We start from the raw sequence: 25,377 nt of genomic DNA on the forward strand, positions 1-25,377 counted from the left end.
AAATTCTCTTCTTCGGAACTTAGTTGGTCGAAAGTATCTTCAGTATTTTTTGAATCTTTCTTTATTTCTGTATAAAGTAAAGAAGAAACGGAATTCTCCCAATTAATAAAGTCTTCTACAGTTTTAACATGATGCAAGTCAATGCTTGCTAGCATTTCTTGAAAATTTTCTGCGTCAATATTTGATTGAGCACTTTGAGCTAGCTTATCATTATTAGCGTCACCTTCATACGTAGACGAAAACATTATACGCATATTATTTTCGATAGATTGTTGCATACCGTTGCTAAAAGTTTTGAGAATCTTTCTCTTTTTTAATTCGCCAAATTCAAGTTGAGACAGCAAGATTCCTAATTTTGCAGCATCAACATCACCAAAGCACAAATCATCTACAGTTACGCCTAAATCCAAATCGCAAACTAAAGCATTAACTTTACGGTTTAAACGAACTTGATCAATATTTTCTCTTAAAGCTTCTCCCTTTTTACCGCTAATCTCATTCGAATGTTCAATAATATTTTCTAGGCTGCCGAATTGATTAATCCATTTAGCAGCGTACCCATCTCCAACACCTGGAACTCCTGGAATATTATCTGCAGTTTCTCCTCTTAACGCTGCTAGATCAGGATATTGCTTAGGCGTAACATGATATTTTTCATAAACAGCATTCTTATCCATTTCTTTTAAGTCTTTAAAATGCTGTCCTGGATATAAAACAGTAATATTGTCATCTATAAGTTGGAATGCATCACGATCGCCAGAAAGTACTAAAGTTCTATAACCGGCATTCGAACCCATTACTGCAAGAGTGCCAATAACATCATCACCTTCATAACCGGGTTTCTCAATATAAGTGACACCAAGAGCTTTAAGCATCTGTTGAATGATAGGAAGCTGCGAAAGAAGCTCCTGTGGAGCAGCATCACGAGTACCTTTATATTGAGGCAGCATAGTATTTCTAAAAGTTCCACCTTTAACGTCAAAAGCAATAGCTAAGCGGTCAGGCTTCTCTTTTTTTACAACCTGTGAAAGCATAGTAATAAATCCCCAAATGGAATTTGTTGCTTGCCCAGAGCGAGTAGAAAAATTATCCGCAGATATTGCAAAAAAAGCACGGAACGCAAGAGAATGGCCNGATATAAAACAGTAATATTGTCATCTATAAGTTGGAATGCATCACGATCGCCAGAAAGTACTAAAGTTCTATAACCGGCATTCGAACCCATTACTGCAAGAGTGCCAATAACATCATCACCTTCATAACCGGGTTTCTCAATATAAGTGACACCAAGAGCTTTAAGCATCTGTTGAATGATAGGAAGCTGCGAAAGAAGCTCCTGTGGAGCAGCATCACGAGTACCTTTATATTGAGGCAGCATAGTATTTCTAAAAGTTCCACCTTTAACGTCAAAAGCAATAGCTAAGCGGTCAGGCTTCTCTTTTTTTACAACCTGTGAAAGCATAGTAATAAATCCCCAAATGGAATTTGTTGCTTGCCCAGAGCGAGTAGAAAAATTATCCGCAGATATTGCAAAAAAAGCACGGAACGCAAGAGAATGGCCATCGACAACCAACAACGTTCCTTTCTCATTCTTAAGTTCCGAAGAATGTTCTTCAACGATGTCGGTATTCACTGTTGACTACTCACCCACGTTCCGTAATTACTAATAAATAACTATGCACTTATATAAAAATGAATAAATATAACCCTACTAATTTTCAGATGAAGATTCTACTTTATCATCGCTATACTTTGCAATAATAGCCATTGCAAGACGCTTCTTAGGGATACGCTGATCCATAGAAGTTTTTTGAATCCAGCGGAAAGCACCCTGCTCAGAGAATCCAGCCTTATCCATAAGAAGACCTTTAGCACGGTCTACAAGCTTACGTTCTTCTAAAGTATCTTCAGCTTTCTTCAACTTTTCTTCTGTTTTCTTCAACTGATCTTCAGCATCGTGTAACTTGTTTTCTGCACGCTCAACACTATCTAATAAATCGTTGATTTCACTAAAGCGACCCATAGCAACTTCCAAAGCAGGAAGAAGTTTAGATTCTTCATATGGCTTAGTAACGTACGCCATCGCTCCAGCACCAGTTGCTTGTTTTACTAAATCTGACTGTGAAAAAGCAGTGAGCATTACTACAGGAGCAATATTCTCATCACAGATTGTTGCAGCGGCAGTAATGCCATCCATAACAGGCATCTTAACATCCATGCATACAACATCTGGATGATTTTCACGAGTCAACTCAATAGCTTCTTGACCGTTAGCAGCCTGACCTATAACTTGATATCCGTTATCTTCAAGCATTGCAACTAAATCCATACGATTAACTGATTCATCTTCTGCAACTACTACAGTACGAATATGATTGGCCTTTTTTTCTTTAGCTTCTCGCTGAACAGCTTCATCATCTGCAGCTTTGCGCAGCTCATCATCAGTAAGTACCTCAGGCATTGCTGGCTCTGTCCCTTCATTTTCATCCATACCTGGCATATCCAAAACCTCACTTCATTGCCACACATTCACAGGACAACATCGCCATGCATCTTTAACATGGCGTTCGCGCAACGGCACACTCACAAACACTAGCGAAAATTGCGCATCATAACACAATCTGCAAGTCATTAAAATACCGCATGCGCACCATGTTCGTGTCAATTAATAATATCATAAGAATTGCAAGACGCGCGAACAAGCACATACAATTAGCACTATTTTGCTTATTTTATATAATCGCAGATAATAATACAGCCAACGCACCAAGTATTGCCTGAGCAACGCACATAGGAAAAGCATCCTTATAGTCACCCATAAGCACACATTTAGTAAATTTATAGGCTTTAATAATAAGCGATAATAATAAACTTTTAAGCTGGCATAGTAATTAAACTACTGCAAGGATAATCGCATAACTCACTCATTCCACTAATACCAGTAAGTTCAATAACAAAACTAAAACCTGCAACTATTCCTTGAGCGCGCTTGACAATATTTGCAGCAGCTTTTGCAGTGCCTCCAGTTGCAATAAGATCGTCAACAATAAGCACACGTTGACCTGGCTTAATAGCGTCGCTTTCAATTTCAATACTTGCCTGACCATACTCAAGCATGTATGACTCAGTAATAACTGGAGGAGGTAGCTTACCAGCTTTACGAATAGCAAGAAAACCTTTGCCTAACCGAGATGCCAACAATGGTCCAAAAAGAAAACCTCGAGCTTCAAGCCCAGCAATCAAATCAATTGAATCAGCTGGCACAGGCAAGGCATCAATTAAAGAATCAATAAGAATTCGCGAAGAGCGCGCATTTGAAAATATAGGAAGAAAATCACGGAATATAATACTAGGATTGGGGAATCCTGGAACGGTACGAATCAAAGAAGCAAGATAAGCGGCATCATCGTTGCTTACTGTTTTCAACGTTTTCACTGTAATATCCGTTGCTGTCATAATCCTAACGTTCTTTTCTTCACAAGACTTGTTATTGGAATATGGAAAGAATGTCACATATTCGCGTGATGCGTGAGACATGTGCTGACTCACACATCACGACTTAAGTATTAAATTATAAATTTATGAGATAAAAGTTATTACTTTTCAGATTCTGCAGATTCTGATACTGGCTCGTTATCTTCGCTTACAGATTTATTTGCATCATCTTGCTTAGCTTCTTCAGCTTGTGCAGCTTCTTCTGCTTCTTCATCGCTAATAAACGCTGGACGCACATACAATCTGTTCACAGCGCGGAAAGATACTCGCATCAAACTACCTTCTGAATCGATAACAATCTCTTCATATTGAGTATCTACGCTTACAATCTTGCCGATAATGCCGCCGATTGTAATAATTTCAGTACCTGGTTCCAAAGATTCATGGAAGGAACGCATTTCAGCTTGACGCTTCTTAGCATTGCGAGTCTGGAACATCATCATGCAAACCATTGCTACAACGAGAATAATAAGCATGCCATACTGCTGGAAAAATTGAGGCAAAGTAAACTCCTTAAGTATCCAACCCTAAGACGGTCGAAATGCCGTCCAAGTTAATTATTTTAAGCTAGCTCACTGACATTACTAGGCTCTTTAAAGCCCAAATGTTTCCAAGCTTTACTAGTTGCAACACGACCTTTAGGAGTGCGAATTAAGAATCCTTCACGCACTAAATATGGTTCACATACTGTTTCAACAGTTTCAGCTTCTTCACCAACCATTGCAGCTAGATTATTAAGACCAACCGGTCCACCGTTAAACTGACAAACCATAGCCTTCAAAACTGCAATATCAAGTCGATCAAGACCTTGTGTATCAATCTGGTATAAAGCTAACGCTTCAACAACAGCTTCATGATTTACTTCTGACAAATCATGCACAATAGCCCAATCTCTGACACGTCTCAACAAGCGATTCGCTATACGAGGAGTGCCACGAGAGCGTAACGATAGCTCTTTAGCAGCTTGATCTATAAGGCGAATTCCTAAGACTTTAGCAGATCGCTCAATAAGTTTTTCAAGCTCTTCGTGAGGATAAAAATCAAGGTGAGCAGTAAAACCAAAACGAGCGCGCAATGGAGAAGGCAACATTCCTTCCCTAGTGGTAGCTCCAACTACAGTAAAACGAGGAAGAGTTAGCGGTATTGATGAGGCACCAGGACCTTTACCGACCATAACGTCAACGCGAAAATCTTCCATAGCAATATAAAGCAACTCTTCTGCAGCACGAGGCAAACGATGGATTTCGTCAATAAACAACACCTCACCTGCGTCAAGCGCACTTAGTATAGAAGCTAAATCTCCAGCATGCTGGATGGCAGGACCTGAAGTAATTCGAATAGGAACTTGCAATTCATTAGCAACAATCATTGCTAATGTAGTTTTTCCCAATCCAGGAGGGCCAGCCAATAACATATGGTCAGGCGCAACATCACGCTTTTTAGCAGCATCTAAAAACAGTTGCAATTGCGCTTTTAAAACTGGTTGACCAATAAAACCTTCTAATGCGCGAGGACGAAGTTCCTCATCACTGAGTTGCTCATTTCCTAAAGGCGTTGAAGAAACCATGCGTAAGGATTCTTCAGCAACACCAGTATTTAGCGCAGAAGTATACTCTTCACTCACTTCAACTCCCCCAATACTAGATTCTTTACAAACATGATTACCTACCCCTATCAAGTGAAGCTAATGCCATTCGTAAAACATTAGGCAAATCTGCATCAGATATAGGAGTAGAAATATTATTATCTGCACAAACTTGCTCAACTGCTCTTTGAGCGTCAACTTGTCTCCAACCCAATGAAACAAGACCCTCTATTACGCATTGCACGCTAGAATCAACAATCTGCTTATTAGATTGAGTAGAATCATTAGAACTATCTGCCAGTATTGAAGAATCAAGAGAACCCTTCAATTCCAAAATAATCTTCTGCGCACCCTTTTTCCCTAAACCAGGAGCAGAAGAAAGAGAAGTTACATCTCCCTCAGAAATAGCTTGTAAAAGACGATCAACATTCAAAGTTGAAAGCATAGAAAGAGCAACTTTAGGACCAATTCCACTAACTTTTTGCACTTGCAAAAACATTCGTTTAGCAGCTTGAGTTGTAAAACCATAAAGAGTTAAAGCATCTTGCGAAACTTGAAGCGACGTATAAACGCGAGCTTCCTGGCCTTCATGCAAAGAAGACAAATCTTGAGAAGGCATATAAGTCTCATAGCCAACTCCAGAAACAACAATAAGAGCAGAACGAGCATCAATTGACGCAACTTGTCCAACAAGCATTCCAATCATAAACTCACTCCCACTTAACAAAAACTCATAGCTTAAAGCACATAAAGTCAAATACAATTATAATAGAACATCTGTTCTATTAATATCCTACATGCCTCGAACGACAGAAGAAGATTTACGCGCCTGAGCTTGAGCTAAAGCCCACTGTTTCTGCGCAGCAGTTAGATGCTGCTCGCGCTCGCCACCTTGTAAAGCACCAGAAGGACGAAGAGCATGACAAATAGCTTGAGCTAAAGCGTCGGCAGCATCAGCAGGAGTAGGCAAAACATTAAGTCCAAGTAGTCGCGCGACCATGCGCTCTACTTGAGGTTTTTGAGCTTTTCCGTTTCCAGCTACAGCAAGTTTAACTTCAGTAGGAGTGTGTAAAGCAACAGGAATATTGCGCTGAGCTGCAGCAAGCATTGCAATACCTGCAACCTGTGCAGTGCCAAGAACAGTATTTCGATTTTCTTGCGCAAAAACACGTTCAATAGACACAGTATCAGGCGAAAAACGCTCAATTTTTTCAACTAATCCATTATAAATCTTTAAAAGTCGCAAATCTTGCGAAAGATCAGGCTCAGACCTCAACACATCGACGTGAATAAAAGAAAGCCGACGCGAGACGCCGGCTTCAATCACGCCGACCCCGCAGCGAGTAAGCCCGGGGTCAACGCCCAAAATCATCATAGGAGACTATTCATCTTCCTCAAGCTGAGCCATAACTTCATCTGAAGCGGTCCAGTTGCTGTAAATATTCTGAACATCGTCCAAGTCATCGAGATTATCGATTAAGCGAGAAACCTTTTGAGCATCTTCGAAGCTCAATTCAACCTCATTATTTGGATGCATAATGATATCTGCAGAATCATAGTCGAAACCAGCTTCCTGCAAAGCCTTACGCACAGTTACCAAATCACTGGAATTGGTGTAAACAGAATAAACATCGCCATCATCAGCAACATCTTCAGCTCCAGCTTCAGCTGCAACTTCGAAAAGCTTATCGTAGTCAACACCTTCGGATGGAACTTCAATCAAACCTTTACGTTCGAAGTTGAAGCTCACGGAACCGCTTGTTGCCAAAGAACCGTTGCCCTTAGTAAGAGTTGAACGCACATCAGCAGCAGCACGATTACGGTTATCAGTAAGGCATTCAATAATCAATCCAACACCTGCAGGAGCGTAACCTTCGTAAACAATCTCTTCATAGTTTGCGCCGCCAGCTTCTTCACCAGAACCACGCTTTACAGCGCGCTTGATGTTGTCAGCAGGCATGGAAGCCTTTTTAGCTTTAACGATGGCATCGTACAGCGTAGGGTTACCATCAGGATCGCCACCACCCAAACGTGCAGCAATTTCAATGTTCTTAATAAGCTTGGCAAAAAGCTTGCCACGCTTTGCGTCGATAGCGGCCTTCTTGTGCTTTGTAGTCGCCCACTTGGAATGACCTGACATGATACTCCTAAAACGTACAGTTAATCAAACGAAACGATTTTATTGCGCTTTCGCGACAAATTTTATTTATCTTTTATATCAAGCCCATGCTTTACTTCAAAAATACGCTGGAAAACTGTAATAATACCGCCAATAGCAAGCAGAATCATAGCAAAACTTAACCAAAAAAGTTGATTTGTAAGACCAACAAGCCCCATAGCAACAAGAATCACAGCAACTCTATCTGCACGAGTTATTAAACCTTTTTTAGAATCTACATTTATTGACTGACCGCGAGCGCGAGTGTATGAAGTTACGAAAGCTGCCATAAGAGCAACCAAACAGCTTAATAATCCTACACACTTTATTGCATTGCCATTCAAAGTTGAAATCCAAGTGCACATATCTTTTTCGTGAGCTTCATACAAACAAATGCATACAGAGGAAAATAATGACCAGTCTGCAATGCGATCGAGAGTTGAGTCAAGAAATGCACCAAATTTTGTGCCGCCTGTTGTCAAAGCAGCAACAGAACCATCTAAACTGTCCGCAAGCACAAAAATAGTTAAAAATATAGTGCCAACAACAAACTGTTTAGTAAAAGCAGTAACAAAAGCAATAATAACTACAGCTATTGTTCCGACAATTGTTACACAGTTAGCACTTATGCCTAATCGGACTAGCAATTTTGCAATTGGAGAAATAGTGCGCTTAAACCCGCTGCGTAATGATTCCAACATTGAATGCAACCTTCCTAGCGTAATCAAGCAAATAAAACTTGGGTTCAATAAACAATCTCATATTAGTCAATCGGCTGTAATACACACAAAAGCCCACACAACGTTAAGAAGTGTGGACTTTTGCTTATTTCGTTTATTTATTGCAATTTAGTTTTCAAGCGAAACTGTGCTGCTTAAGTAACGTTATTTAAATTACATAACTTAAATAGCTTATGCTACTTAGTGTAGCGCTCGAAATCTTCTGCAGTATTGACCTGAACGCGCTGCTTAATGATGAACAAAATCCACTCTTTAGCTTGCGAAACAGGAACGCCATTCAATTGGCTGCCATCGCGGAAGCGGAAGCTCACAGCATTGTTGTTCACATCCTCTTCGCCAGCAATCAAAGTGAATGGCACCTTAGACTTAGAAGCGTTACGAATCTTCTTGCCGAAGCGATCGTCAGAGTTGTCCATTTCGCAACGAACCATATTCTCTTCCAAATCGCTAATCAATTTTTGCAAGTGTGGAGCGAACTCGTCTGCAACAGGAACGCCAGTTACCTGAACTGGAGCCAACCATGCTGGGAACGCGCCCGCGTAATGCTCGAGCAAAATAGCGAAGAAACGCTCAATAGAGCCAAAGAGTGCGCGGTGAATCATCACAGGACGCTGGTGGCTACCGTCAGCCGCAATGTACTCCAACTTAAAGCGCTCAGGCAAGTTGAAGTCGAGCTGAATAGTAGAAACCTGCCAAGTGCGACCGATTGCGTCTCGAGCTTGCACGGAAATCTTCGGGCCGTAGAATGCAGCTCCACCTGGATCGTCCACGAGTTCCAAACCAGACTCTTTAGCAACCTCTGCCAAAGTATTAGTTGCTTCTTCCCAAATCTCGTCGGAACCGACGAACTTATGCTCATCCTTAGTGGAAAGCTCCAAGTAGAAGTCGTTCAAACCGAAGTCTTTAAGAAGACCAAGCACAAAGTTAAGCAAGCTCTTCAACTCATCGCGCATCTGCTCGCGAGTGCAGTAAATGTGCGAATCATCCTGAGTCAATCCACGAACACGAGTTAAACCATGCACAACGCCAGACTTTTCGTAGCGATACACAGTACCAAACTCAAACAAGCGCAAAGGAAGCTCGCGATAAGAACGCTGGCGAGACTTGAAGATCAAGTTATGCATTGGGCAATTCATTGGCTTCAAGTAGTAGTCAGCACCTTGGCGAGTTACGTTACCATTTTCGTCGCGCTCTTCGTCAAGCTTCATTGGAGGATACATGCCATCCTTGTACCACTGCAAGTGGCCGGAAGTCTCATATAAGCCACCCTTAGTAATGTGCGGAGTTTGTACGAAGCTGTAGTGATGCTTTCTGTGCTGCTCGCGCGAATAATCTTCCATTGCGTTAATAATTGCAGCACCCTTTGGATGGAATACGGCTAAGCCTGGGCCAATCTCGTCTGGGAAGGAGAACAAATCCATCTCTTGACCAAGCTTGCGGTGATCGCGCTTAGCAGCTTCTTCCATGCGAGTTGTGTAAGCTTTAAGCTCTTCCTTGCTAGGCCAAGCAGTGCCGTAAATGCGCTGAAGCATAGGATTCTGCTCCGAGCCACGCCAGTAAGCTGCAGCCACACGCTCAAGCTTAAAAGCCTTAATGTAACGCGTGTTTGGAAGGTGAGGTCCGCGGCACAAATCGCTCCAAACCTTGTTTCCTTCGCGATCTACATTGTCGTACATGCTAAGCTCATGCTTGCTGATTTCGCCAGAGGCAGCAGGATCAAGAGCTGCTTCCTTATCCCCAATCAACTCCAACTTATAAGGTTGATTTGCTTCTTCTTCGCGCGCTTCGTCCTCTGTTACAACGCGACGACGGAAGCTTTGAGACTCTTTAATAATGTGCTGCATATGCTTTTCGATTTGCTTCAAATCGTCTGGCGTAAATGGAGTATCAACATCGAAATCGTAGTAAAAGCCGTCTTTAATTACAGGACCTACGCCCAACTTTGCGTCTGGTCGAATTTCTTGAACAGCTTGAGCCATCACGTGAGTAGCGGAATGACGCATGATTGCGATGCCATCTTCACTATCAAGGGCCACTGATTCCACGGTATCGCCGTCATGAAGAGACGTGTACAAATCACGCAACTCGCCATTTAAACGCACAGCAATAATATTCTTATCTTCCGCGAAAAGTTGGGCGCCAGTGAAGCTTGCATCCACCTCCTTGCGTTCCTCGTTTACGGTGATGGAGATGGTATTTTCAGCCATAATTGTCCTTTTCTATCGGGGTCTTGCGTTACTAATGTGCAGACCTGGACTTGTGTGGCGTCGATAAACTTACGCGATTAAACAATCAACAAAACGCGCAAAAACGACGTCAATCGCGCGCATTTTTCACGCGCAATTCGTTGACATTCTAGGACAACAGAGCGACTTTTAAAACTCTTTTGCTAAATAGCGTTTTCGGCTACTTTTTCTCGCCTTGCATGCAATCTTGATGAAAAATCATTAATTTTTATAAAAATGCTTTCGCCAATCTTGACTATTAAGAAGAAAGCTCCAGCGCAAATAGCAATAGTGCCACCGGCAGAAAGCTTCAGTATTACAGCTAAAGCTAGTCCAATTAAAGCAATTGAAACAGCAGTAATTACGCATGCAAGTACGAATTTATTTATAGAAGCAATTCTTCCCTTTAATGCTGCAGCAGGAGCAGCAATAAGAGATACTGAAACAACTGTACCAACTGCTGGAATAATAACGGAAACAGTAATAATAATCAAAGCAAGAACCATGCCCTGTATAAAACCTGATCTTCCGCCTGCAGCACGGTAATTAATAGGGTCAAACGAGCAATGCACAAGATTAGCAGAATTAAAAATCCATAATCCCAAAACAAGCAAGAAAGCAACAGAGGCTGAAATTACGTCTGCAGGAGTGCAATTAAGCAATGATCCAGTTAAAAATCCCTCAATACGCAATGGCAATGGAGCAAACCACTTATTTAAAAAGTATCCACTAGCAAAGCCAACAGTTAAAGTAATACCAGCTGCAGCTTGCGAAGAAATGCCTTTAAGATGCGAAAGTGCATACATTACTAAAGAAAGTACAACACACGCAACAGCAGCACCGACAAAAAGCCCAAGCGACAAAATATTTTGATCTATTGTATAAGCAGAAGTTAAAACTACACCTAATACTGCTCCAGGAAAAGCAGCATGAGTAATAGATTCAGTAAAGAATATTCGCTGATTAAGAAGCGCGAGAGAGCCAACAAAACCACATAGAGCACCTACAACAATTGCTTCAACTATAGGTAGAGCAATAATTTGCCAAATACTTACCATCTATTCCCTACCTTTACAAGATTTTGCTAAAACATGCATATCGGTACCGCTTGTATGAGTTTTATGCGCAAAAACTATAGATGAAATGACTTGGAATAGCCAGCGTACAATAAGCACAACTACGAACATTGCACACATGCTTAATGCAATTGCAGCTTGAGGAGAAATAGGATGATCAAGCTCCAAATTCATAACGTACATACCAAGAACAACTCCAGCAATACCAACAAAGATACCAACTGCAACCATACGCCCAACTGTTCTAGACACTAAACGAGCACTAGCTCCTGGAATAATAAGGTACCCGATCACAAGAAGAACACCAACAGCTGAAGATGCAGAAACAACAACCGCAGCAATGCCAACGTTAAGAACAATATCGACAAAAAGAGTATGCACTCCCATTAATGGAGCACTTGCTCGATCGAAAGCAACAATAATCTGCTGTTTCCAAGTTGCCAAAAGCACAATAATTGCAAACAAGCAAATCCACATTGCTTGAGTCATTCGCTCATCAGTGACATCAAGCAGCCTACCAAACATCAATGCCTCGAGCTGACCTGACATATCACCTTTTTTTAGTGAAATTACTACACCAAGAGCAAAGAAAGTAGTTAAAACAGTTGCGATAATCGATTCATTTATGCGAGTTGAACGAGAAGCCCACACTAATGCAGCAACTAAAAATACTGAACAAATTGCAGCACCAGGAATAATTTGATCTATGCCACCGTATAAAGCGCCTACAACAATTCCAGGAAATATGCCATGCACAATAGCTTCCGCATTAAATTCAGCACATCTCAAGTTCACAAATACACCAACGATTCCGCTAGCTATAGATAGAACTATAAGTAAGCAGAACGGGCGAAAAATATAAGGAGCAGAAGCAATAAAATCAAAACCAGGAATTGGTTCCAGAACTTTTCTTAATGACTCAACTAATTGGGCAAGCATTGAAAATCAGCCTTCCGCAATTTCCGAAAAAGTAAGACCTGCAGAAGCAGCAGGCATGCTTCCACCATATGCACGAGTAATATTTTCTTTAGTCATTACTTCTTTAAGCGCGCCAAAAGCAATCTGCTTGCCAGCTAAAAGTAGCGCTTTTTCACAAATAGCATCTGCAATAACTAAATCGTGCGTAGATACAACAAAAGCAATACCTTCTTGCTTTGCTGATTTCATAATATTAAGAAGTTCTCGGCGATTCGGTTCATCAAGACCATTAAAAGGTTCGTCGAGCAAAATAAGCGTTGGCTTTGCAACAATCGCGCGCGCAAGAAGAATGCGCTGGCGCTGACCGCCAGAAAGGTCACCAAATCGCACATCTGCGCGATTGAATAAACCAACATGATTAAGAGCATCCTCAACAGCTTTTTTCTGATCTTTTTTAAGCAATCCAAGAAAACCTGTCTGTCTACTTAAGCCCATTGCAACAACTTGCCGTGCAGTAATCGGGAACGTTAAATCCAAATCAACCTGCTGTGGAACATATCCAATAGACAAAGCCTTAGGCATTTTCAGTTCACCGCGACTTACGCGCACGATACCAATAATAGCCTGCAAAAACGTTGTTTTCCCAGAACCATTTGGACCTATTAAAGCCAAAGCTTCCCCGGCTTGCACACTGCCATTAATACCAGTCACTACAGTTTTATAACCGTATGCCAGGTCGCAATTTTTCATTGCAAGGACGCTCTTATTCACTATATTTCCAGTCTTTTCAGTTTATTAATAAGTATTCGTAACAGTAACTTCTTGCTTTCGCTATTAAACTTTCGCTATTAAAGTTACTGTTACGATACTATTATTTTKAYTTATTGCTTAATGCTGAAAAATATCACTTTTTTGAGCTTGTTCAGCCATCCATGCTTCTACATCATCGATTTGCTTTGGAATGTCAATAGAAAGCCACTCTGGACCGCTTTCAGTCATTAGCACATCATCTTCAATACGAATTCCAATTCCGCGCATTTCTTCAGGAAGCATCAAATCGTTAGCTGCAAAGTATAATCCTGGCTCAATAGTGAATATCATTCCTGGAGTAATTTTTGCGCCCTGATAAGACTCGTAGCGTGCTTGTGCGCAATCGTGCACATCCAAACCAAGATGATGAGCAACGCCGCAAGCGTGCCAACGACGATGCTGTTGACCTTCTGGCGAAAGTGATTCTTCAACGCTAACTTTCAAAATTCCCCATTCGTGCAAGTGTTCGGCTAGAACGCGCATGCAAGCATGGTGAATATCGGAGTAGGTTGCACCTGGTTTAGCAGCCTCAAAACCGGCTTGCTGAGCGTCAAGAACGCACTGGTAAAGCTTCTTTTGTAAGTCAGTGAATTTGCCGTTCGTTGGGAAAGTTCGTGTAATGTCAGCAGTGTAGAGGCTGTTAACTTCAACGCCGGCATCAATAAGTAGCAATTCTCCGCTGGAAACAACGCCAGTGTTGCGCATCCAGTGCAAAATTGGCGCGTGCTTGCCTGAAGCAACAATAGTGTCGTAGCCTACTTCGTTGCCTTCTTCGCGAGCAACAGAATTAAAAGCACCCTCAATCATGCGCTCGGAATGCTCATGACCCAAAGCATTAGGCAAACGCGTAAGCATGCGGTCAAAACCAAGTTTTGTGGCGGCAATAGCTTTGCGCATTTCGCGAATTTCGTAGTCGTCCTTAAGCATTCGTGCTTCTGCAGCGAATTCGTGCAATTTATCGTCTGCGCAAGTGTTTGCATCTTCATCAGTAAATCCACTTGCTTCTCGCATTGTTTCAACTTTTGCAGTAAGCTCAGGATCGGTTTCTCGAACAATTCGCACGCGAATGCCTTCGCCATTAGCGTCGTCGCTTACGTTCTTTGCAATAGCGTCGTCAAGTTCTGCAATATCGCGCGTTTCAATGCCGGTCATTGCTTTAAGTTCTTTTAAGCCTGCGCGAGGACCAACCCAATATTCTCCGTAGTGAGGATCCTTGTAAAATGCTGAAGTGCTGTTATCTGCGCGTGGAGCTACAAAAAGTTCTGGCGTATGATTTTTACCGGCTTTTGCTTCTTCGCTATCTTTTTCAACCGGTTCCATAACAAGCACAGCACCAGCCTCATAGTCTTGACCTAAGCCAGTGTAGTAAGCAAATGTAGTGTCTGGACGGAAAGCATAATCGCAGTCGTTATTACGCACCTTTGGTTGTCCTGCAGGGATAACTAAACGTTCGCCTGGGAAACGCTTTGAAAGAGCCTCTAAACGAGCTGGAATGTACTTGCTAGATTCAAGAGCCTTAACTTCTGGCTCCTGGTTATCCCAGTTATTCGTCATAAAATCTTTAAAAGAATCACTGTTTGGACGAAGTGAACGGTTATTTACGCGATCTTCTGCCTTTTGTGTGCCGTCAGCTTTTAGCTCTTCGCCGTGCTCAGTTGGCGTATATTCTGCCATTATGAGACTCCTTAATTTTTGCTTGTTAATTTTTGCTTGCGCAAATTATACAAATAGTAAATAAACAGTCAATAAACTAACATAGTCTTATTTAGTGTTTTATGCGAGTTTTTTTTTAGTGCAAAATAGCAAGATTTTATACGCAATTTACAAAGTGCGTTTAAAACGCTTTTGCTATGTGAATATTGTCACAACATATTTATATGCGTGTGTTGTTGGTATCAACTAATCTAGATAGTTGGAAAATGAGTAAGCGAGCGTAAAAATTAGGGGGAGTAGTTATGTCTATTGAAAATCCAAATCGCAATAATGAGCGAATTGTTGATATCGAACGCAATATTATGAGTCGAGCTCCAGAACACAATAAAACTAATCTCGACTTGGATCGCATGCGTCTTATTCTCGATATTTTAGGTCATCCAGAGCAGTCTATGCGTGTTATTCACATAACTGGTACGAACGGCAAAGGTTCTACTGCTCGAATGGCTGAGTCGATTTGTCGAGCATACGGTTTGCGAACCGGATTATATACTTCTCCACATTTGGAGCGCGTAAATGAGCGCATTATGATTGATGGACAGGAAATTAGTGACGATCAGTTCGTCGATGTGTGGGATCAAATGAAAGACATTATCGACATGGTTGATGCTCGCATGGAAGCTGACGGTAAGCCAAAAATGAGCTTTTTTGAAGTGCTTACAGCCATGGCAATTTGGGCTTTTGCGGACGCTCCTGTTGATGTTGCTGTTATGGAAGTTGGCATGGGGGGCGAATGGGATGCCACTAATGTTATGAATGCTGATGCTGCAATTATTGGGCCGGTTGATATGGATCACATGCAATGGCTTGGAAACACTGTTGAAGAGATTGCGCGTACGAAGGCTGGTATTATTAAGCCAAATTGCACTGTTATTTTGGGTCCTCAGCCGCATGAAGCTAAGGTTTTGCCAATTATTAAGGAAGTTGCGGAGCGCAACCATGCTACATTATTGCGCGATTCTTCTTATGGCGATGGCGAACTTGAAGTTGTGTCTCGTACTCCTGCAGTTGGTGGACAGGTTGTTACTTTGCGTACGCCTCTTGGCACTTATGAGGATGTTCCGGTTGACAAGTTTGGCAAGCATCAGGCTCATAATGCTTTGGCAGCTCTTGCTGCTGCGGAGGTTGTGCTGCCTGTAAGTGGTGCTTTGGATGGCGATTTAGTTGCAGAGGCTTTAAGTCAGGTTAAGGTTCCTGGGCGTATTGAGCAGGTTCGTACTTCGCCGACAATCATTATTGACGGTGGACATAACGTGAATGCTGCCGAGTCTCTTCGTGAAACTATTGAAGAAAACTATCATTTTGAGCAGCTTATTGGCGTTGTGGCAATGATGGCAGATAAGCAAGTTGAAGAATACTTGGGTGTTCTTGAACCTATTTTGACGAAGATTATTGTTACGCGTAATTCTTGGCGTGACCGTGTAATGGATCCAGAAGAGCTCGAAAAGATTGCTGAAGGCGTATTTGGCGAGGATCGCGTAATTCGTGTTGACGAGTTGCCGGATGCTATTCAAACTGCTGTTGATTTAGTTGATGAAGACGATGAGCTTGGTGTGGGCTATGGTCACGGAGTGCTTATTTGCGGTAGTTTCGTCACTGCAGGAGACGCGCGCACAATGCTTGTTGAGCACGTGAATCCGGATTTAAAAAAGCCTAAAGATCAGCGCGTAGCAATCCACCCAAATATTGACGAATCTTGAAAATTAAGCTATTTGTGCTACTTAATTCGCAAAGATTTAGCTTTTTCTACAGTATTTTTTACAAGTACTGCTTGAGCGTCAACTAACGGTATTTGCGGAAGAGGAAAAGCTTCATTAAGTACGCTTAATTCTGTGCAACCCAAAATAAGTGCGTCGCAACGGCACGTTCCTGCAGGGTCGAGCATGTCGCTTAAAACGGACTCGTAACGGCGTAAATTAAGATTGCCTGTGCCTTTTACATCATCATAAATAAGTGATGTAATGCGTTTTTGCAAATCGTCGTCGGGTGCTACGAATGTGTATCCTGCTTCTTCTATAGCGCGCTGATACACTCCAGCTTTACGCGATCCTGCAGTACCTAAGAATCCAATACGGTTACATTTAGACTTTGGGTAACGTTTAGAAACTTCAGCTACAGCACCACGCGGCATATGTATAATTGGCACGTCGGTGAGTGCTTGGAACTTATCGTAAAAGTAATGCGCAGTATTGCACGTGAGCACAATAAATGAAGCACCTATTGCAGTTGCTTTAGCTATGTCGTCTGCAAGAGTAGGGAATGGGCTTTCGGATGATTCGCCAACAATATATGCTGTTCTATCTGGCACAGAAGCATCATTGAATACCACATAATCTAAAAACTCTTGATCGTTATGTGCATGCGTTTCTTTATTAAGTAAACGAATATAGCTTTCTGTTGCAAGTGTGCCCATGCCGCCAAGTACAGCAAAAAACGGACGTTTCATTGTCTCATATTCCCTTCAAAGTTACGTAATAATTTTCACGCTTTATTGCGGAAAAATTCTGCGTAACGCCTTGTGTAAATTGAAAACATATGACGAATCATCAACCAGCGTAGCAGATTCATATCTTTTTTATATTCTAGCGTAGTGCCCCAATCGCTGCGACGAATCATATTAAGACCGCGCTTCTTTTCATCGCCTTCTGCTACATAATTGCAAAATATCGATCGCGGAATCTCCATCCACAACTTTTCTCCACGACCGAACACAGTATTTCCGTCAAAAGGCTTATGGTCAATTAAATCTTCAACAAAATATTTAGCAATATTAAATCCGTTTAAAGTGACGAAATAGCTTGAACGGCCTTGGCGTAAATTGATTTCAAAAAGCTTATATTTTCCGTCTCTCTCATCGTATTTCATATCAAAATTAGCTACGCCAACGTAATGTATATCTTCCAAAAATGCTTTAATATTTTGGAAAACTTCTTCATTGTAGTCTGGAATAATAGCTGCATAATTTCCGATTGCTTCTGGAGTTGGATCCTCTAGTAGAGGGTGTCCTAGAAACATCATGCGCACATGATGATCGCTATCAACGTAAGCATTTAGCACACGCATGCGGCTGTCGTCTCCAGGAATAAAGTCTTGCAAAATCATTTCGTCATCGTAGCCAGCTTTGTACGACCGTTGAATAAGAGTATCAAGTTCTTGCGGAGTATTGATAATAAAAGCTTTTTTACGTCCCTCAAAATCAATATCAAGCCATTTAGTGCTATTCGCTGGTTTCATAGCAATAGGGAAGCTGAATGGCAAATCTTCATAAGCGTGCGCTGCTACTTCTTGAGCGTTTACAACTTTAGTTTTTGGATGAGGAAGATTGTATTTTTCACAAGTTTTATAGAATGAGCTTTTAAGGCTAAGCTGGCGATTGAGCGAATTTGGCAATGTGTGGAAAGCAAAATATTCGTGCAATTCATCACCGCATTGGCTTAGAAGGTTCGCATATACGTCGCCGCAAGGAATAAGCAGAAGTTTGGTATTAGGATGCTCTTGATGCCATGATTTAGCAAAATTAAGCATTGTATTGCGGAATGTAGGAAGTTCTCCAAAGCCTGGAACAATTCTCACATCGACAATTTTGCTAAATTTCGTAGGTGAAAGTTGGAAGTGCGCAAAAGCAATTGAAGTAATGCCATATTCTTCATGGAATGCTCGAGCCATGCCATATGCGTTTATATCGCTACCGAGTAACACAGGTTGGAATCGTTGATTATTCATTTGTATCTTCTTCATTTGTTTTAGTTTGTTAGCTAGCTTGTTATTTAGTTTATGTAGTAATTGCGTTTATTTTATTCGTATATTTTCATACTTTCGCATAAGCGTATTACAGACCAAAAAGACGCTTTATTACGAATGAATCACCCTCATACGGTACATGCTTTCGTTTGTTTTTAATCCAACGTTCATCGCCCTTACCAATAGCAAGAAGAATGTTTAATCTTCCATTTTCTTGTTCGCTGTTTGCAGCATCGTTGTAAGCGTATTCTATTGCTTCAGCTCTGTCGATAATAATGCGTGAAGAAACATTTGGGTTAGTAACATAACTTTGCATATCCTCGCAAATATGCATTACGTCTTCAGTATCAGTATCTTCAGTAGTGAAAATAAACTGTTCTATGCGGTTTTGCGCGGCTTCAACAATTTCTTTACGGCGGTCGACAGCTTTATCTCCTGTGGAACCAGTTATTAGCGTAATTCGAGGATTAAATTTGCCGTAGCGTTCTTCTACAAAGTCAAGAACTGATTTTGTAGAAATGTAGTTATGCGCATAGTCGACAACTGCAATCATGTTTGAGTGCGTGTCTTTGAAAACTTCCATGCGTCCAGAAATTTTCACGTTCTCAATAGCGTGTAGTGCGTGTAAATCAGTATCCTGATTAATTCCCAATTCTCCTGCAATAGCGATCGCAGCTAAAGCATTTTCGTAGTTAAAATCTCCTGCAATAGACAATGCGAATTCGTCAATAGGGCAGTAGTGCACGTCTTCTTCGTAGTTGTTATCTTCATAGTCGTCGTCTTCGCTTGAGTCTCGCATAGCGATGCAATGTGATTCACTATTTTCTACTGGCATTGCAATGTAGTCAGGAGTAAGTAATTCCGTGTAATCGTCATCGTTAGCAGGCGCGCAATAATTTATGCGATCGTCGTCAAGATCATCGAAATTGTCATTTTCGCAAGCATCGCCTTCTATTTCATCTTTTTTAATGCGAGCAAAAGTTGTTACGAGCACATTGTTGCGTTCCGCATCTTGTAAAAGAAGATCTGCATGATCTGTATCAGAATTTAGTACTAAACGCTTAGTATTTGCAATAATTTGTCGTTTGCAATACAAGTAATCTTCAAAAGTTGGGTGCTCAATAGGGCTAATGTGGTCTGGGCTAATGTTCAAGAATGCTGCAACATCGAATTTAAGACCGTATACGCGATTCACCTTATATGCTTGCGAAGAAACTTCCATAACAAGATACTTCATGCCGTTATCTACAGCTTCGCGCATCATTTTGAAAGCATCAAAACTTTCAGGAGTAGTTAAATTAGATTCAACGTAATTTTTTCCGTCTACGCAATTATCTACTGAAGAAAACAGTGCTGCTTTACCGTGCGAATGGGAGTTTAGAATAGCGTGAGTAAAGTAGGCTGTAGTTGTTTTGCCTTTAGTTCCAGTAATTCCAACAATAGTGAGTTTTTCTTGTGGATTTCCAAAGAATGCTGCTGCAAGCACGCTCATTGCTTTTTTAGCATCCGTAACAATTAAACCAACAGCTTTTGTGTATTGTGCGTAGCTTTGTTCAGCAACATATGCAGCAAGTCCTTTGTTGTCTGCATCTAAAAGATATTCCGACTGAAAATTGCCTTTAATAAACAGAAGTGTTCCAGGTGTAATATCGCGAGTATCGTAAGTTGCGTTAGTGAAGCACTCGTCTGCATCAATATTTGGGAAATAATACGGATTTAAAGACCATATTTCATTGCGAGAATGAGTAGAGTCTACAGTTTTTTCTTTAGTATTAGCAGTATTAGCACTATTAGTATCTTCTGCTTTACCATATTGAATCATTTCGCGCAACAAACCATAGTGTTGCAAAATTTCACTTGCGCTTGCTAATGACAACGTGTTATGCATGATCATAATTTACTTCTTTTCACCAAATGTTTTATAGCCATGTTCCAGTAATAGGCTCACGTCCGTGAGATTGCAGCCATTGATTGAAGCTATCTCGCCAATTAATATAAGCTTCGCGCTGCCAATCCATCATAGTATTCAGTCTCATGCAACTTACTGACTCATATAGTTTGCTCATTGGAGCAATCAAATCAAGAGCTGCAACTGTGTCTGCTGTAGCATCGTGGAAATCTCCGATTGGTTCAACTCCATAAAATTGAGATGTAATAGTGAGAGTACGCTTGCCGGATCTTCTAGAAACAGCTCTATCGATAACAAGAGGGTCAACAGTAAGAATGTCATTAGCGTTTAGTGCATGTATTGAACAAGTTGCGCGTTCTTCTAGCGCAGTAAGATGCCAACGCTTCAAGTCGTGACGTAACATTGCAATATCAAATGGAGCGTTATAAGCAAGTAGTGGAATATTCTTAGCTTGAGCCATGCTTACTGCGCGTGCAAGGAATTCAAGTTCTTCTTCAGGCTCTCCGCCGTGTTCTTGAAGGTATTCGTCTGTGAAACCATTTACTTCGCTTGCCTTAGGATTCATAGGCTGATGAGGGTTAATTAACCAAGTTGATACCACATCTCCAGCGTGAGCTAGTTCAGGATTGCGTAATACTAGAGTTGCAGAAACAATGGCATCTTTACCAATATTTGCACCTGTAGTTTCAGTGTCGAAACCAAGTAACCATGATTCAGCAAGTAATGTATTTTCATCTTGCTTAGGTGCTAAATCTAAAGCATTTAACAATTCTTGAATATGAGTTGGCATAGTCACAATACTACCGCAATGTCACGCAATGTCACACTATGCCGCGCTGCGTTATTGTGCTGCGATGTGTTATCATCTTGCGCTGCGCTACAGTATGCAACACGACAAATTAGTAGCTATATGTGCAAAATGAAAGTATTATTGACTATATGAGTGAGCAAATCGAGAAGACAAATGTTATGTGCTCTAAAAGCGTAAGAGCTAAAAAACAAAGTGCAAAAAATTGTAATGCTCGCTTATTTAGTGATCGTTTAGTAAATACTAAGCAAAGTTCTGCAATGGAAAGTCGACGCAAAAGATTTGAACAACTTGTATCTACTTGCGTTGATCCTTTATACACCCAAGCTATGCGTCTTACGCAAAATGCGCAGGATGCGCAAGATTTAGTGCAAGATACTTTTGAGCGCGCTCTTAAATCTTTTGAAACTTTTCAGCCTGACACAAATTTTGCTGCTTGGATTAACAGGATTGAACGAAATTTGTATTTTAATCAGTACGCGAAAGCAAAACGAAGCCCTAAACGTGCTAACGATGAAACTGGTGACTACAATGATTGGGATATTTATGAGGCTTCTAATCATTGCGCAAAAGGAATGCTTTCTGCTGAACAAGAATATTTAGAAGGGTTTGCTCCACAAGAGATTATTGCGGCGCTTAGTAAGTTGCCACCTGAGCGTAGAAAAGTTTTTATTGAAGTTGCTATTCGAGGTAAATCTTATAAACAAATTGCGCAAGAAGAAGGCGTAAAAATAGGAACTGTTATGAGTAGACTTAACCGCGCTCGCATGCAACTTAAACGTGAGCTTTCTGATTATTCTAGTGAATAAAAGTATGTTAAAACGAAAAAGCCCACGATTGACGTGGGCTTTACAGTATGTATAAGCGAATTTATAGCTTAAGCATTTGGTCTTTTGCCATGATTCGCTGCTTTTTTACGACGCGCCTTGCGCTTGCGGCCACGCATACCCATAATGCACTCCTTAACGATTAATGAACAACCTTAGGGATTATCGCACGTTGCCAAGACGTTATATTTGTCAACGTACTAATCTCGTGCGAGCAATCACTTGTTGGTAGCAATATTTGCAGTGATAAAGCTTATGTTGCTTATGCTGCTATATCAGCTACAGTTGCGTTTAATAATGTTACGATATCTTGAGGATTAAGAACTACGTCCAATCCTCGTTTTCCTCCAGAAACAAGAATCTCATCAAATTGCATTACGCTACTATCTAGTACTGTTTCATGATGCGTTTTTTGTCCGAATGGTGAAATTCCGCCAACTACGTAGCCGCTTTCTCGTTGCGCGACTTCTGGGCTTGTCATACTTGCTTTCTTTGCGTGTACGGCTCCTGCAATTGCTTTCATATTGAGACGTCCGTTTACTGGAACAATTCCAACTACTCGCTTTTCACCAGTGTCAACCATGAGAGTTTTGCAAACTTGAGCTGCGCTTACGCCTAGCTTCTCAGCAGCCTCAATTCCGTAGCCGTCGTCCATGTGATTAGCGTCATGCTCGTATTGCGCTATGCGGAAGGTGATGCCTGCGTTTTCGAGTTGCGCAATAGCAGGAGTTGCTTTTCCGGTTTCTGCATGTTTTTTACTCATTTGTTACCGTGCCTTATACTCAGCCATCAAATTGTGTTACATGATATGCTATACCGACTGTTGACTTAATGTATATTAAACATATAAACCCCTTGTGGAGCTTAGAAAGCAGCACAAGGGGTTTTTGATATATTAAATATTCGCACAAGCAACTATTGCTAATCGATGCTTAGCGAAATCACTCGGAGATTTCAGCGAAGTAAAGAAGGGTGCGAATCATGTTGGAAGTGAAGCCGTACTCGTTGTCGTAGAAGGTAACGGTACGAGCCAAAGTTACACCGTCAACAGTGTTCACATCGGTCTGAGTTGGATCGAAAACGCCACCGTGGGTGTCGCCGATGATGTCAGAAGACACGATGCTGTCTGCATTGTAACCGAAGTACTCGCAGTTTTCGAAAGCCTTCTTGAAAGCATCGTTAATTTCTTCAGTGGTTGCTGGCTTCTCAAGAACAGTAGTTAACTCGGTAACAGAGCCGTCTGGAACTTGAATGCGCTGTGCGTGACCCTGGAGCTTGCCGTTAACTTCTGGCACAACCTTGCCGATTGCCTTAGCAGCGCCGGTGGAGTGCTCAATGGTGTTGCAAGCTGCGGAACGGTTGTTGCGTGGCTTGGAGCCGCGTGGGCCGTCGAGAATCATCTGAGTGCCGGTGTATGCGTGAATTGTGGTCATGAAGCCGGACTTGATTCCCCAGTTATCTTGAAGCAACTTCACCATTGCGGCCATGGAGTTGGTGGTGCAAGAACCAGCGGAAACAATGTTGTCAGAAGCCTTCAAGATTTCGTGGTTAACACCGAACACAACTGTTGGAGTGGTTTCGTCCTTAGCAGGAGCAGAAATAAGAACCTTCTTAGCGCCTGCGTTCAAGTGAACCTGGGACTTTTCTGCAGAAGTGTAGAAACCGGTGCATTCGAGAACGAATTCAACGCCATCGTTCTTAACCCATGGAATGTTATTTGCGTCTTTTTCGGCGTAAACCTTATAAGTCTTGCCATCTACAACGATTGCGTCTTCGGTGGAGGTTACCTCAACTGGGGTGCCGTCATCGTGGCGGAATGTGCCGTGGGTGCTGTCATACTTGAGCAAGTAGGCGAGCATCGAAGGGGTGGTCAGATCGTTGATGGCTGCGACTTCGATGTCACCTGCTTGACCGCCGCGAGCTTGAAGCTCAAAAATACGACGGAATGCGAGACGACCGATACGACCGAAACCATTAATACCAATCTTGACTGTCATGTGGTTCTCCCTTGAGTGAGACCTCGTGCGCAACGTTTTAAGCCGCGCTATTTTCGCGATGAAAACTCACGCATTTAGGTCATCGTTATTTGAATTAACGGTGTTCATTTTAGTGTGCGGTATGTACGAAGAGTTGTAATATAGCTCACTTTTATTGCAATAATGCATTGTGAGAACAGTGAGCGTTAACATGCTGTGTTTTATGAGTGTTTTTGTGAATTTTTTGATAGTTTCCAGTTGCGTTTTTGTATAACATTTTACGAATCAATATTGTTCAATTGAACAACGCATGTAATGTTAAAAAGAAAAAGGCTGACGAGTTTTCAAGTAAAAGAACCTCGTCAGCCATTTGTGCAAACTAAAGTTTGCGCTATTCGTTATACGTCATTGCTTCAGCAGCTGCAGTAGTCGAATATGTTGGAGTAGTTTCGCTTTCAAGAGGAACTGCTAATGCCTCAGATATAGAAGTATCGACTTCGCCTAAATCTCCAATTGGTCTTTTAAACCAGCTCACCTGTGGTAATGGAGCATTAATAGGGAAGGTTACAATAAGTGTTCCTTCATGAACGTCAATATGAGCAGGCGTATCATTTAATAATTCGTTACTTAAACCTTGTACTGCATCTCCATGCATGGTTGCGTGTTTAAGCTGATACTTTAATCCAACTTCATTTACATCATTAGAAACTGGAGTATGAGAAAAAACGGAAACTATGCGCAAATCATTTCCAGATGATGCTGGAAAATCAAGAGATCCATCATGTATTGCTGTAACAATTTGACCGTCGCCGTACAAGAATCCAATTCCACCGCGACGCGCTAAACGAACCATAAGTTGAATATTAGAAATAGTATGGTCAACTCGACCACCTAATCCTCCGAAAATATGAAATTCTCGAGAGCCTTTAGCCCAACCGACTTTCAACGCAGAAAGTAAGTCCGGATCATCTTTTTCTGCAGGCAATCTAGTAATAACTGCATCAGTAGGGAGCTTTAATCTAACAGAGTCAAAATCGCCGATGAGCGCATCCACATGCAAACCTAATTTACATGCATGATCCCAGCCTCCATCAGCTGCAATTGTTAAAGCGCGATCTGGCACATGCTCACGCGTATGGTCGTAATAATCTCCTGCTGCTAATACTACGCAGCGTTGCAAAGGTTCCATAGCAACATAATAACGCTGCATTTGTACTGATACCATACATTTACAACAAGAGTTTATAAGCGTAGTTGTTAACCAACATTTGACTATGTTTTATGCCATTTTTGGATTTGATATTAACGTATTTTATTGCTTTTATTCCGGCAAATACAGGAATTTTTAGACTAATACTCGCTTAACATAAAGTGCTTGGTGTAATATTGCATGGCA

Annotated in this window: 24 protein-coding genes; 2 read left to right on the forward strand and 22 right to left on the reverse strand. The window is 41.5% G+C overall.

Annotated elements, in window-relative coordinates:
* From A5295_RS00005 to A5295_RS00070, 15 genes are all read right to left on the reverse strand, one after another.
* The coding region (locus A5295_RS00005) for a 5'-3' exonuclease H3TH domain-containing protein (protein WP_304438971.1) at window positions 1-1,100 on the reverse strand (1,100 nt) is incomplete at its 3' end.
* Window positions 1,016-1,633: a hypothetical protein gene (locus A5295_RS06410; protein WP_082915428.1), complete on the reverse strand. Its 618-nt coding sequence runs from the start codon at window positions 1,631-1,633 to the stop codon at window positions 1,016-1,018. The genes A5295_RS06410 and A5295_RS00005, both read right to left, overlap by 85 nt.
* A 78-nt stretch (window positions 1,634-1,711) precedes the next feature.
* Window positions 1,712-2,500, reverse strand: coding sequence for an ANTAR domain-containing response regulator (locus A5295_RS00010; protein WP_004111325.1), 789 nt, complete (start codon window positions 2,498-2,500; stop codon window positions 1,712-1,714).
* A gap of 374 nt (window positions 2,501-2,874) precedes the next feature.
* Window positions 2,875-3,456: an adenine phosphoribosyltransferase gene (locus A5295_RS00015; protein WP_012914213.1), complete on the reverse strand. Its 582-nt coding sequence runs from the start codon at window positions 3,454-3,456 to the stop codon at window positions 2,875-2,877.
* Window positions 3,457-3,596: 140 nt separating this feature from the next.
* A complete protein-coding gene (gene yajC / locus A5295_RS00020) occupies window positions 3,597-3,998 on the reverse strand; it encodes a preprotein translocase subunit YajC (RefSeq protein WP_064621375.1) in 402 nt (133 codons plus the stop codon).
* Window positions 3,999-4,057: 59 nt separating this feature from the next.
* Window positions 4,058-5,062, reverse strand: a complete 1,005-nt coding sequence (ruvB, locus tag A5295_RS00025) for a Holliday junction branch migration DNA helicase RuvB (RefSeq protein WP_217431467.1) — start codon at window positions 5,060-5,062, stop codon at window positions 4,058-4,060.
* A 94-nt stretch (window positions 5,063-5,156) separates the two neighbouring features.
* A complete protein-coding gene (ruvA, locus tag A5295_RS00030; RefSeq protein ID WP_064621376.1) occupies window positions 5,157-5,786 on the reverse strand; it encodes a Holliday junction branch migration protein RuvA in 630 nt (209 codons plus the stop codon).
* Between the two features lie 87 nt (window positions 5,787-5,873).
* The gene (gene ruvC / locus A5295_RS00035) at window positions 5,874-6,455 is read right to left on the reverse strand and encodes a crossover junction endodeoxyribonuclease RuvC (RefSeq protein WP_012914216.1); all 582 of its coding nucleotides are present in this window, start codon (window positions 6,453-6,455) and stop codon (window positions 5,874-5,876) included.
* A gap of 6 nt (window positions 6,456-6,461) precedes the next feature.
* Window positions 6,462-7,220: a YebC/PmpR family DNA-binding transcriptional regulator gene (locus tag A5295_RS00040; RefSeq protein ID WP_004106544.1), complete on the reverse strand. Its 759-nt coding sequence runs from the start codon at window positions 7,218-7,220 to the stop codon at window positions 6,462-6,464.
* Between the two features lie 62 nt (window positions 7,221-7,282).
* Window positions 7,283-7,939 carry a CDP-alcohol phosphatidyltransferase family protein gene (locus A5295_RS00045; protein ID WP_064621377.1) on the reverse strand — a complete coding sequence of 219 codons (657 nt, stop codon included), beginning with the start codon at window positions 7,937-7,939 and terminating at the stop codon, window positions 7,283-7,285.
* A 215-nt stretch (window positions 7,940-8,154) separates the two neighbouring features.
* A complete protein-coding gene (gene thrS / locus A5295_RS00050; RefSeq protein ID WP_064621378.1) occupies window positions 8,155-10,185 on the reverse strand; it encodes a threonine--tRNA ligase in 2,031 nt (676 codons plus the stop codon).
* Between the two features lie 182 nt (window positions 10,186-10,367).
* Window positions 10,368-11,261, reverse strand: coding sequence for a metal ABC transporter permease (locus A5295_RS00055; protein WP_004108805.1), 894 nt, complete (start codon window positions 11,259-11,261; stop codon window positions 10,368-10,370).
* Window positions 11,262-12,218 carry a metal ABC transporter permease gene (locus tag A5295_RS00060; protein ID WP_012914218.1) on the reverse strand — a complete coding sequence of 319 codons (957 nt, stop codon included), beginning with the start codon at window positions 12,216-12,218 and terminating at the stop codon, window positions 11,262-11,264.
* A gap of 6 nt (window positions 12,219-12,224) precedes the next feature.
* Window positions 12,225-12,947 carry a metal ABC transporter ATP-binding protein gene (locus A5295_RS00065; RefSeq protein WP_041160582.1) on the reverse strand — a complete coding sequence of 241 codons (723 nt, stop codon included), beginning with the start codon at window positions 12,945-12,947 and terminating at the stop codon, window positions 12,225-12,227.
* A 138-nt stretch (window positions 12,948-13,085) separates the two neighbouring features.
* Window positions 13,086-14,681 carry an aminopeptidase P family protein gene (locus A5295_RS00070; RefSeq protein WP_064621379.1) on the reverse strand — a complete coding sequence of 532 codons (1,596 nt, stop codon included), beginning with the start codon at window positions 14,679-14,681 and terminating at the stop codon, window positions 13,086-13,088.
* Between the two features lie 281 nt (window positions 14,682-14,962).
* Here A5295_RS00070 and A5295_RS00075 point away from each other — a divergent pair, with 281 nt between their 5' ends.
* Window positions 14,963-16,420, forward strand: a complete 1,458-nt coding sequence (locus A5295_RS00075; RefSeq protein WP_064621380.1) for a folylpolyglutamate synthase/dihydrofolate synthase family protein — start codon at window positions 14,963-14,965, stop codon at window positions 16,418-16,420.
* Between the two features lie 17 nt (window positions 16,421-16,437).
* Here A5295_RS00075 and A5295_RS00080 read toward each other — a convergent pair whose 3' ends face one another.
* The 4 genes from A5295_RS00080 to A5295_RS00095 form a co-directional block, all read right to left on the reverse strand.
* Window positions 16,438-17,166, reverse strand: a complete 729-nt coding sequence (locus A5295_RS00080; RefSeq protein ID WP_064621381.1) for an aspartate/glutamate racemase family protein — start codon at window positions 17,164-17,166, stop codon at window positions 16,438-16,440.
* Window positions 17,167-17,201: 35 nt separating this feature from the next.
* Complete coding sequence (locus A5295_RS00085) at window positions 17,202-18,443, reverse strand: hypothetical protein (RefSeq protein WP_064621382.1); 1,242 nt, start codon at window positions 18,441-18,443, stop codon at window positions 17,202-17,204.
* Window positions 18,444-18,549: 106 nt separating this feature from the next.
* Window positions 18,550-20,355, reverse strand: a complete 1,806-nt coding sequence (locus tag A5295_RS00090; RefSeq protein ID WP_064621383.1) for a UDP-N-acetylmuramoyl-L-alanyl-D-glutamate--2,6-diaminopimelate ligase — start codon at window positions 20,353-20,355, stop codon at window positions 18,550-18,552.
* Window positions 20,356-20,380: 25 nt separating this feature from the next.
* Window positions 20,381-21,160 carry an exonuclease domain-containing protein gene (locus tag A5295_RS00095; protein ID WP_064621398.1) on the reverse strand — a complete coding sequence of 260 codons (780 nt, stop codon included), beginning with the start codon at window positions 21,158-21,160 and terminating at the stop codon, window positions 20,381-20,383.
* A gap of 149 nt (window positions 21,161-21,309) precedes the next feature.
* Between A5295_RS00095 and A5295_RS00100 the strand changes: the two genes are divergently transcribed.
* Window positions 21,310-21,987, forward strand: coding sequence for a sigma-70 family RNA polymerase sigma factor (locus tag A5295_RS00100; protein WP_064621399.1), 678 nt, complete (start codon window positions 21,310-21,312; stop codon window positions 21,985-21,987).
* Window positions 21,988-22,267: 280 nt separating this feature from the next.
* Here the strand turns inward: A5295_RS00100 and ybaK are convergent, their stop codons facing one another.
* The 3 genes from ybaK to A5295_RS00115 all read right to left on the reverse strand — a co-directional run bounded on the left by ybaK (window position 22,268) and on the right by A5295_RS00115 (window position 25,170).
* Window positions 22,268-22,768 carry a Cys-tRNA(Pro) deacylase gene (gene ybaK / locus A5295_RS00105; RefSeq protein ID WP_064621384.1) on the reverse strand — a complete coding sequence of 167 codons (501 nt, stop codon included), beginning with the start codon at window positions 22,766-22,768 and terminating at the stop codon, window positions 22,268-22,270.
* Window positions 22,769-22,946: 178 nt separating this feature from the next.
* Complete coding sequence (gap, locus tag A5295_RS00110; protein ID WP_064621385.1) at window positions 22,947-24,002, reverse strand: type I glyceraldehyde-3-phosphate dehydrogenase; 1,056 nt, start codon at window positions 24,000-24,002, stop codon at window positions 22,947-22,949.
* A gap of 370 nt (window positions 24,003-24,372) precedes the next feature.
* Window positions 24,373-25,170 carry a thiamine diphosphokinase gene (locus A5295_RS00115; protein ID WP_064621400.1) on the reverse strand — a complete coding sequence of 266 codons (798 nt, stop codon included), beginning with the start codon at window positions 25,168-25,170 and terminating at the stop codon, window positions 24,373-24,375.
* Window positions 25,171-25,377 lie beyond the last annotated feature (207 nt).

Origin of the sequence: Gardnerella sp. 26-12, from assembly GCF_001660745.1 — a bacterium.
Lineage (GTDB): Bacteria > Actinomycetota > Actinomycetes > Actinomycetales > Bifidobacteriaceae > Bifidobacterium > Bifidobacterium swidsinskii.

What these genes read in the sequence shown, in the direction of transcription:
- A5295_RS00010 (WP_004111325.1), bottom strand. Translation starts at nt 2,500, where the DNA reads ATGCCAGGTATGGATGAAAATGAAGGGACAGAGCCAGCAATGCCTGAG.
- A5295_RS00015 (WP_012914213.1), bottom strand. Translation starts at nt 3,456, where the DNA reads ATGACAGCAACGGATATTACAGTGAAAACGTTGAAAACAGTAAGCAAC.
- ruvB (WP_217431467.1), bottom strand. Translation starts at nt 5,062, where the DNA reads ATGGTTTCTTCAACGCCTTTAGGAAATGAGCAACTCAGTGATGAGGAA.
- ruvA (WP_064621376.1), bottom strand. Translation starts at nt 5,786, where the DNA reads ATGATTGGAATGCTTGTTGGACAAGTTGCGTCAATTGATGCTCGTTCT.
- ruvC (WP_012914216.1), bottom strand. Translation starts at nt 6,455, where the DNA reads ATGATGATTTTGGGCGTTGACCCCGGGCTTACTCGCTGCGGGGTCGGC.
- A5295_RS00040 (WP_004106544.1), bottom strand. Translation starts at nt 7,220, where the DNA reads ATGTCAGGTCATTCCAAGTGGGCGACTACAAAGCACAAGAAGGCCGCT.
- A5295_RS00045 (WP_064621377.1), bottom strand. Translation starts at nt 7,939, where the DNA reads ATGTTGGAATCATTACGCAGCGGGTTTAAGCGCACTATTTCTCCAATT.
- thrS (WP_064621378.1), bottom strand. Translation starts at nt 10,185, where the DNA reads ATGGCTGAAAATACCATCTCCATCACCGTAAACGAGGAACGCAAGGAG.
- A5295_RS00055 (WP_004108805.1), bottom strand. Translation starts at nt 11,261, where the DNA reads ATGGTAAGTATTTGGCAAATTATTGCTCTACCTATAGTTGAAGCAATT.
- A5295_RS00060 (WP_012914218.1), bottom strand. Translation starts at nt 12,218, where the DNA reads ATGCTTGCCCAATTAGTTGAGTCATTAAGAAAAGTTCTGGAACCAATT.
- A5295_RS00065 (WP_041160582.1), bottom strand. Translation starts at nt 12,947, where the DNA reads ATGAAAAATTGCGACCTGGCATACGGTTATAAAACTGTAGTGACTGGT.
- A5295_RS00070 (WP_064621379.1), bottom strand. Translation starts at nt 14,681, where the DNA reads ATGGCAGAATATACGCCAACTGAGCACGGCGAAGAGCTAAAAGCTGAC.
- A5295_RS00075 (WP_064621380.1), top strand. Translation starts at nt 14,963, where the DNA reads ATGTCTATTGAAAATCCAAATCGCAATAATGAGCGAATTGTTGATATC.
- A5295_RS00080 (WP_064621381.1), bottom strand. Translation starts at nt 17,166, where the DNA reads ATGAAACGTCCGTTTTTTGCTGTACTTGGCGGCATGGGCACACTTGCA.
- A5295_RS00085 (WP_064621382.1), bottom strand. Translation starts at nt 18,443, where the DNA reads ATGAATAATCAACGATTCCAACCTGTGTTACTCGGTAGCGATATAAAC.
- A5295_RS00090 (WP_064621383.1), bottom strand. Translation starts at nt 20,355, where the DNA reads ATGATCATGCATAACACGTTGTCATTAGCAAGCGCAAGTGAAATTTTG.
- A5295_RS00095 (WP_064621398.1), bottom strand. Translation starts at nt 21,160, where the DNA reads ATGCCAACTCATATTCAAGAATTGTTAAATGCTTTAGATTTAGCACCT.
- A5295_RS00100 (WP_064621399.1), top strand. Translation starts at nt 21,310, where the DNA reads ATGAGTGAGCAAATCGAGAAGACAAATGTTATGTGCTCTAAAAGCGTA.
- ybaK (WP_064621384.1), bottom strand. Translation starts at nt 22,768, where the DNA reads ATGAGTAAAAAACATGCAGAAACCGGAAAAGCAACTCCTGCTATTGCG.
- gap (WP_064621385.1), bottom strand. Translation starts at nt 24,002, where the DNA reads ATGACAGTCAAGATTGGTATTAATGGTTTCGGTCGTATCGGTCGTCTC.
- A5295_RS00115 (WP_064621400.1), bottom strand. Translation starts at nt 25,170, where the DNA reads ATGGAACCTTTGCAACGCTGCGTAGTATTAGCAGCAGGAGATTATTAC.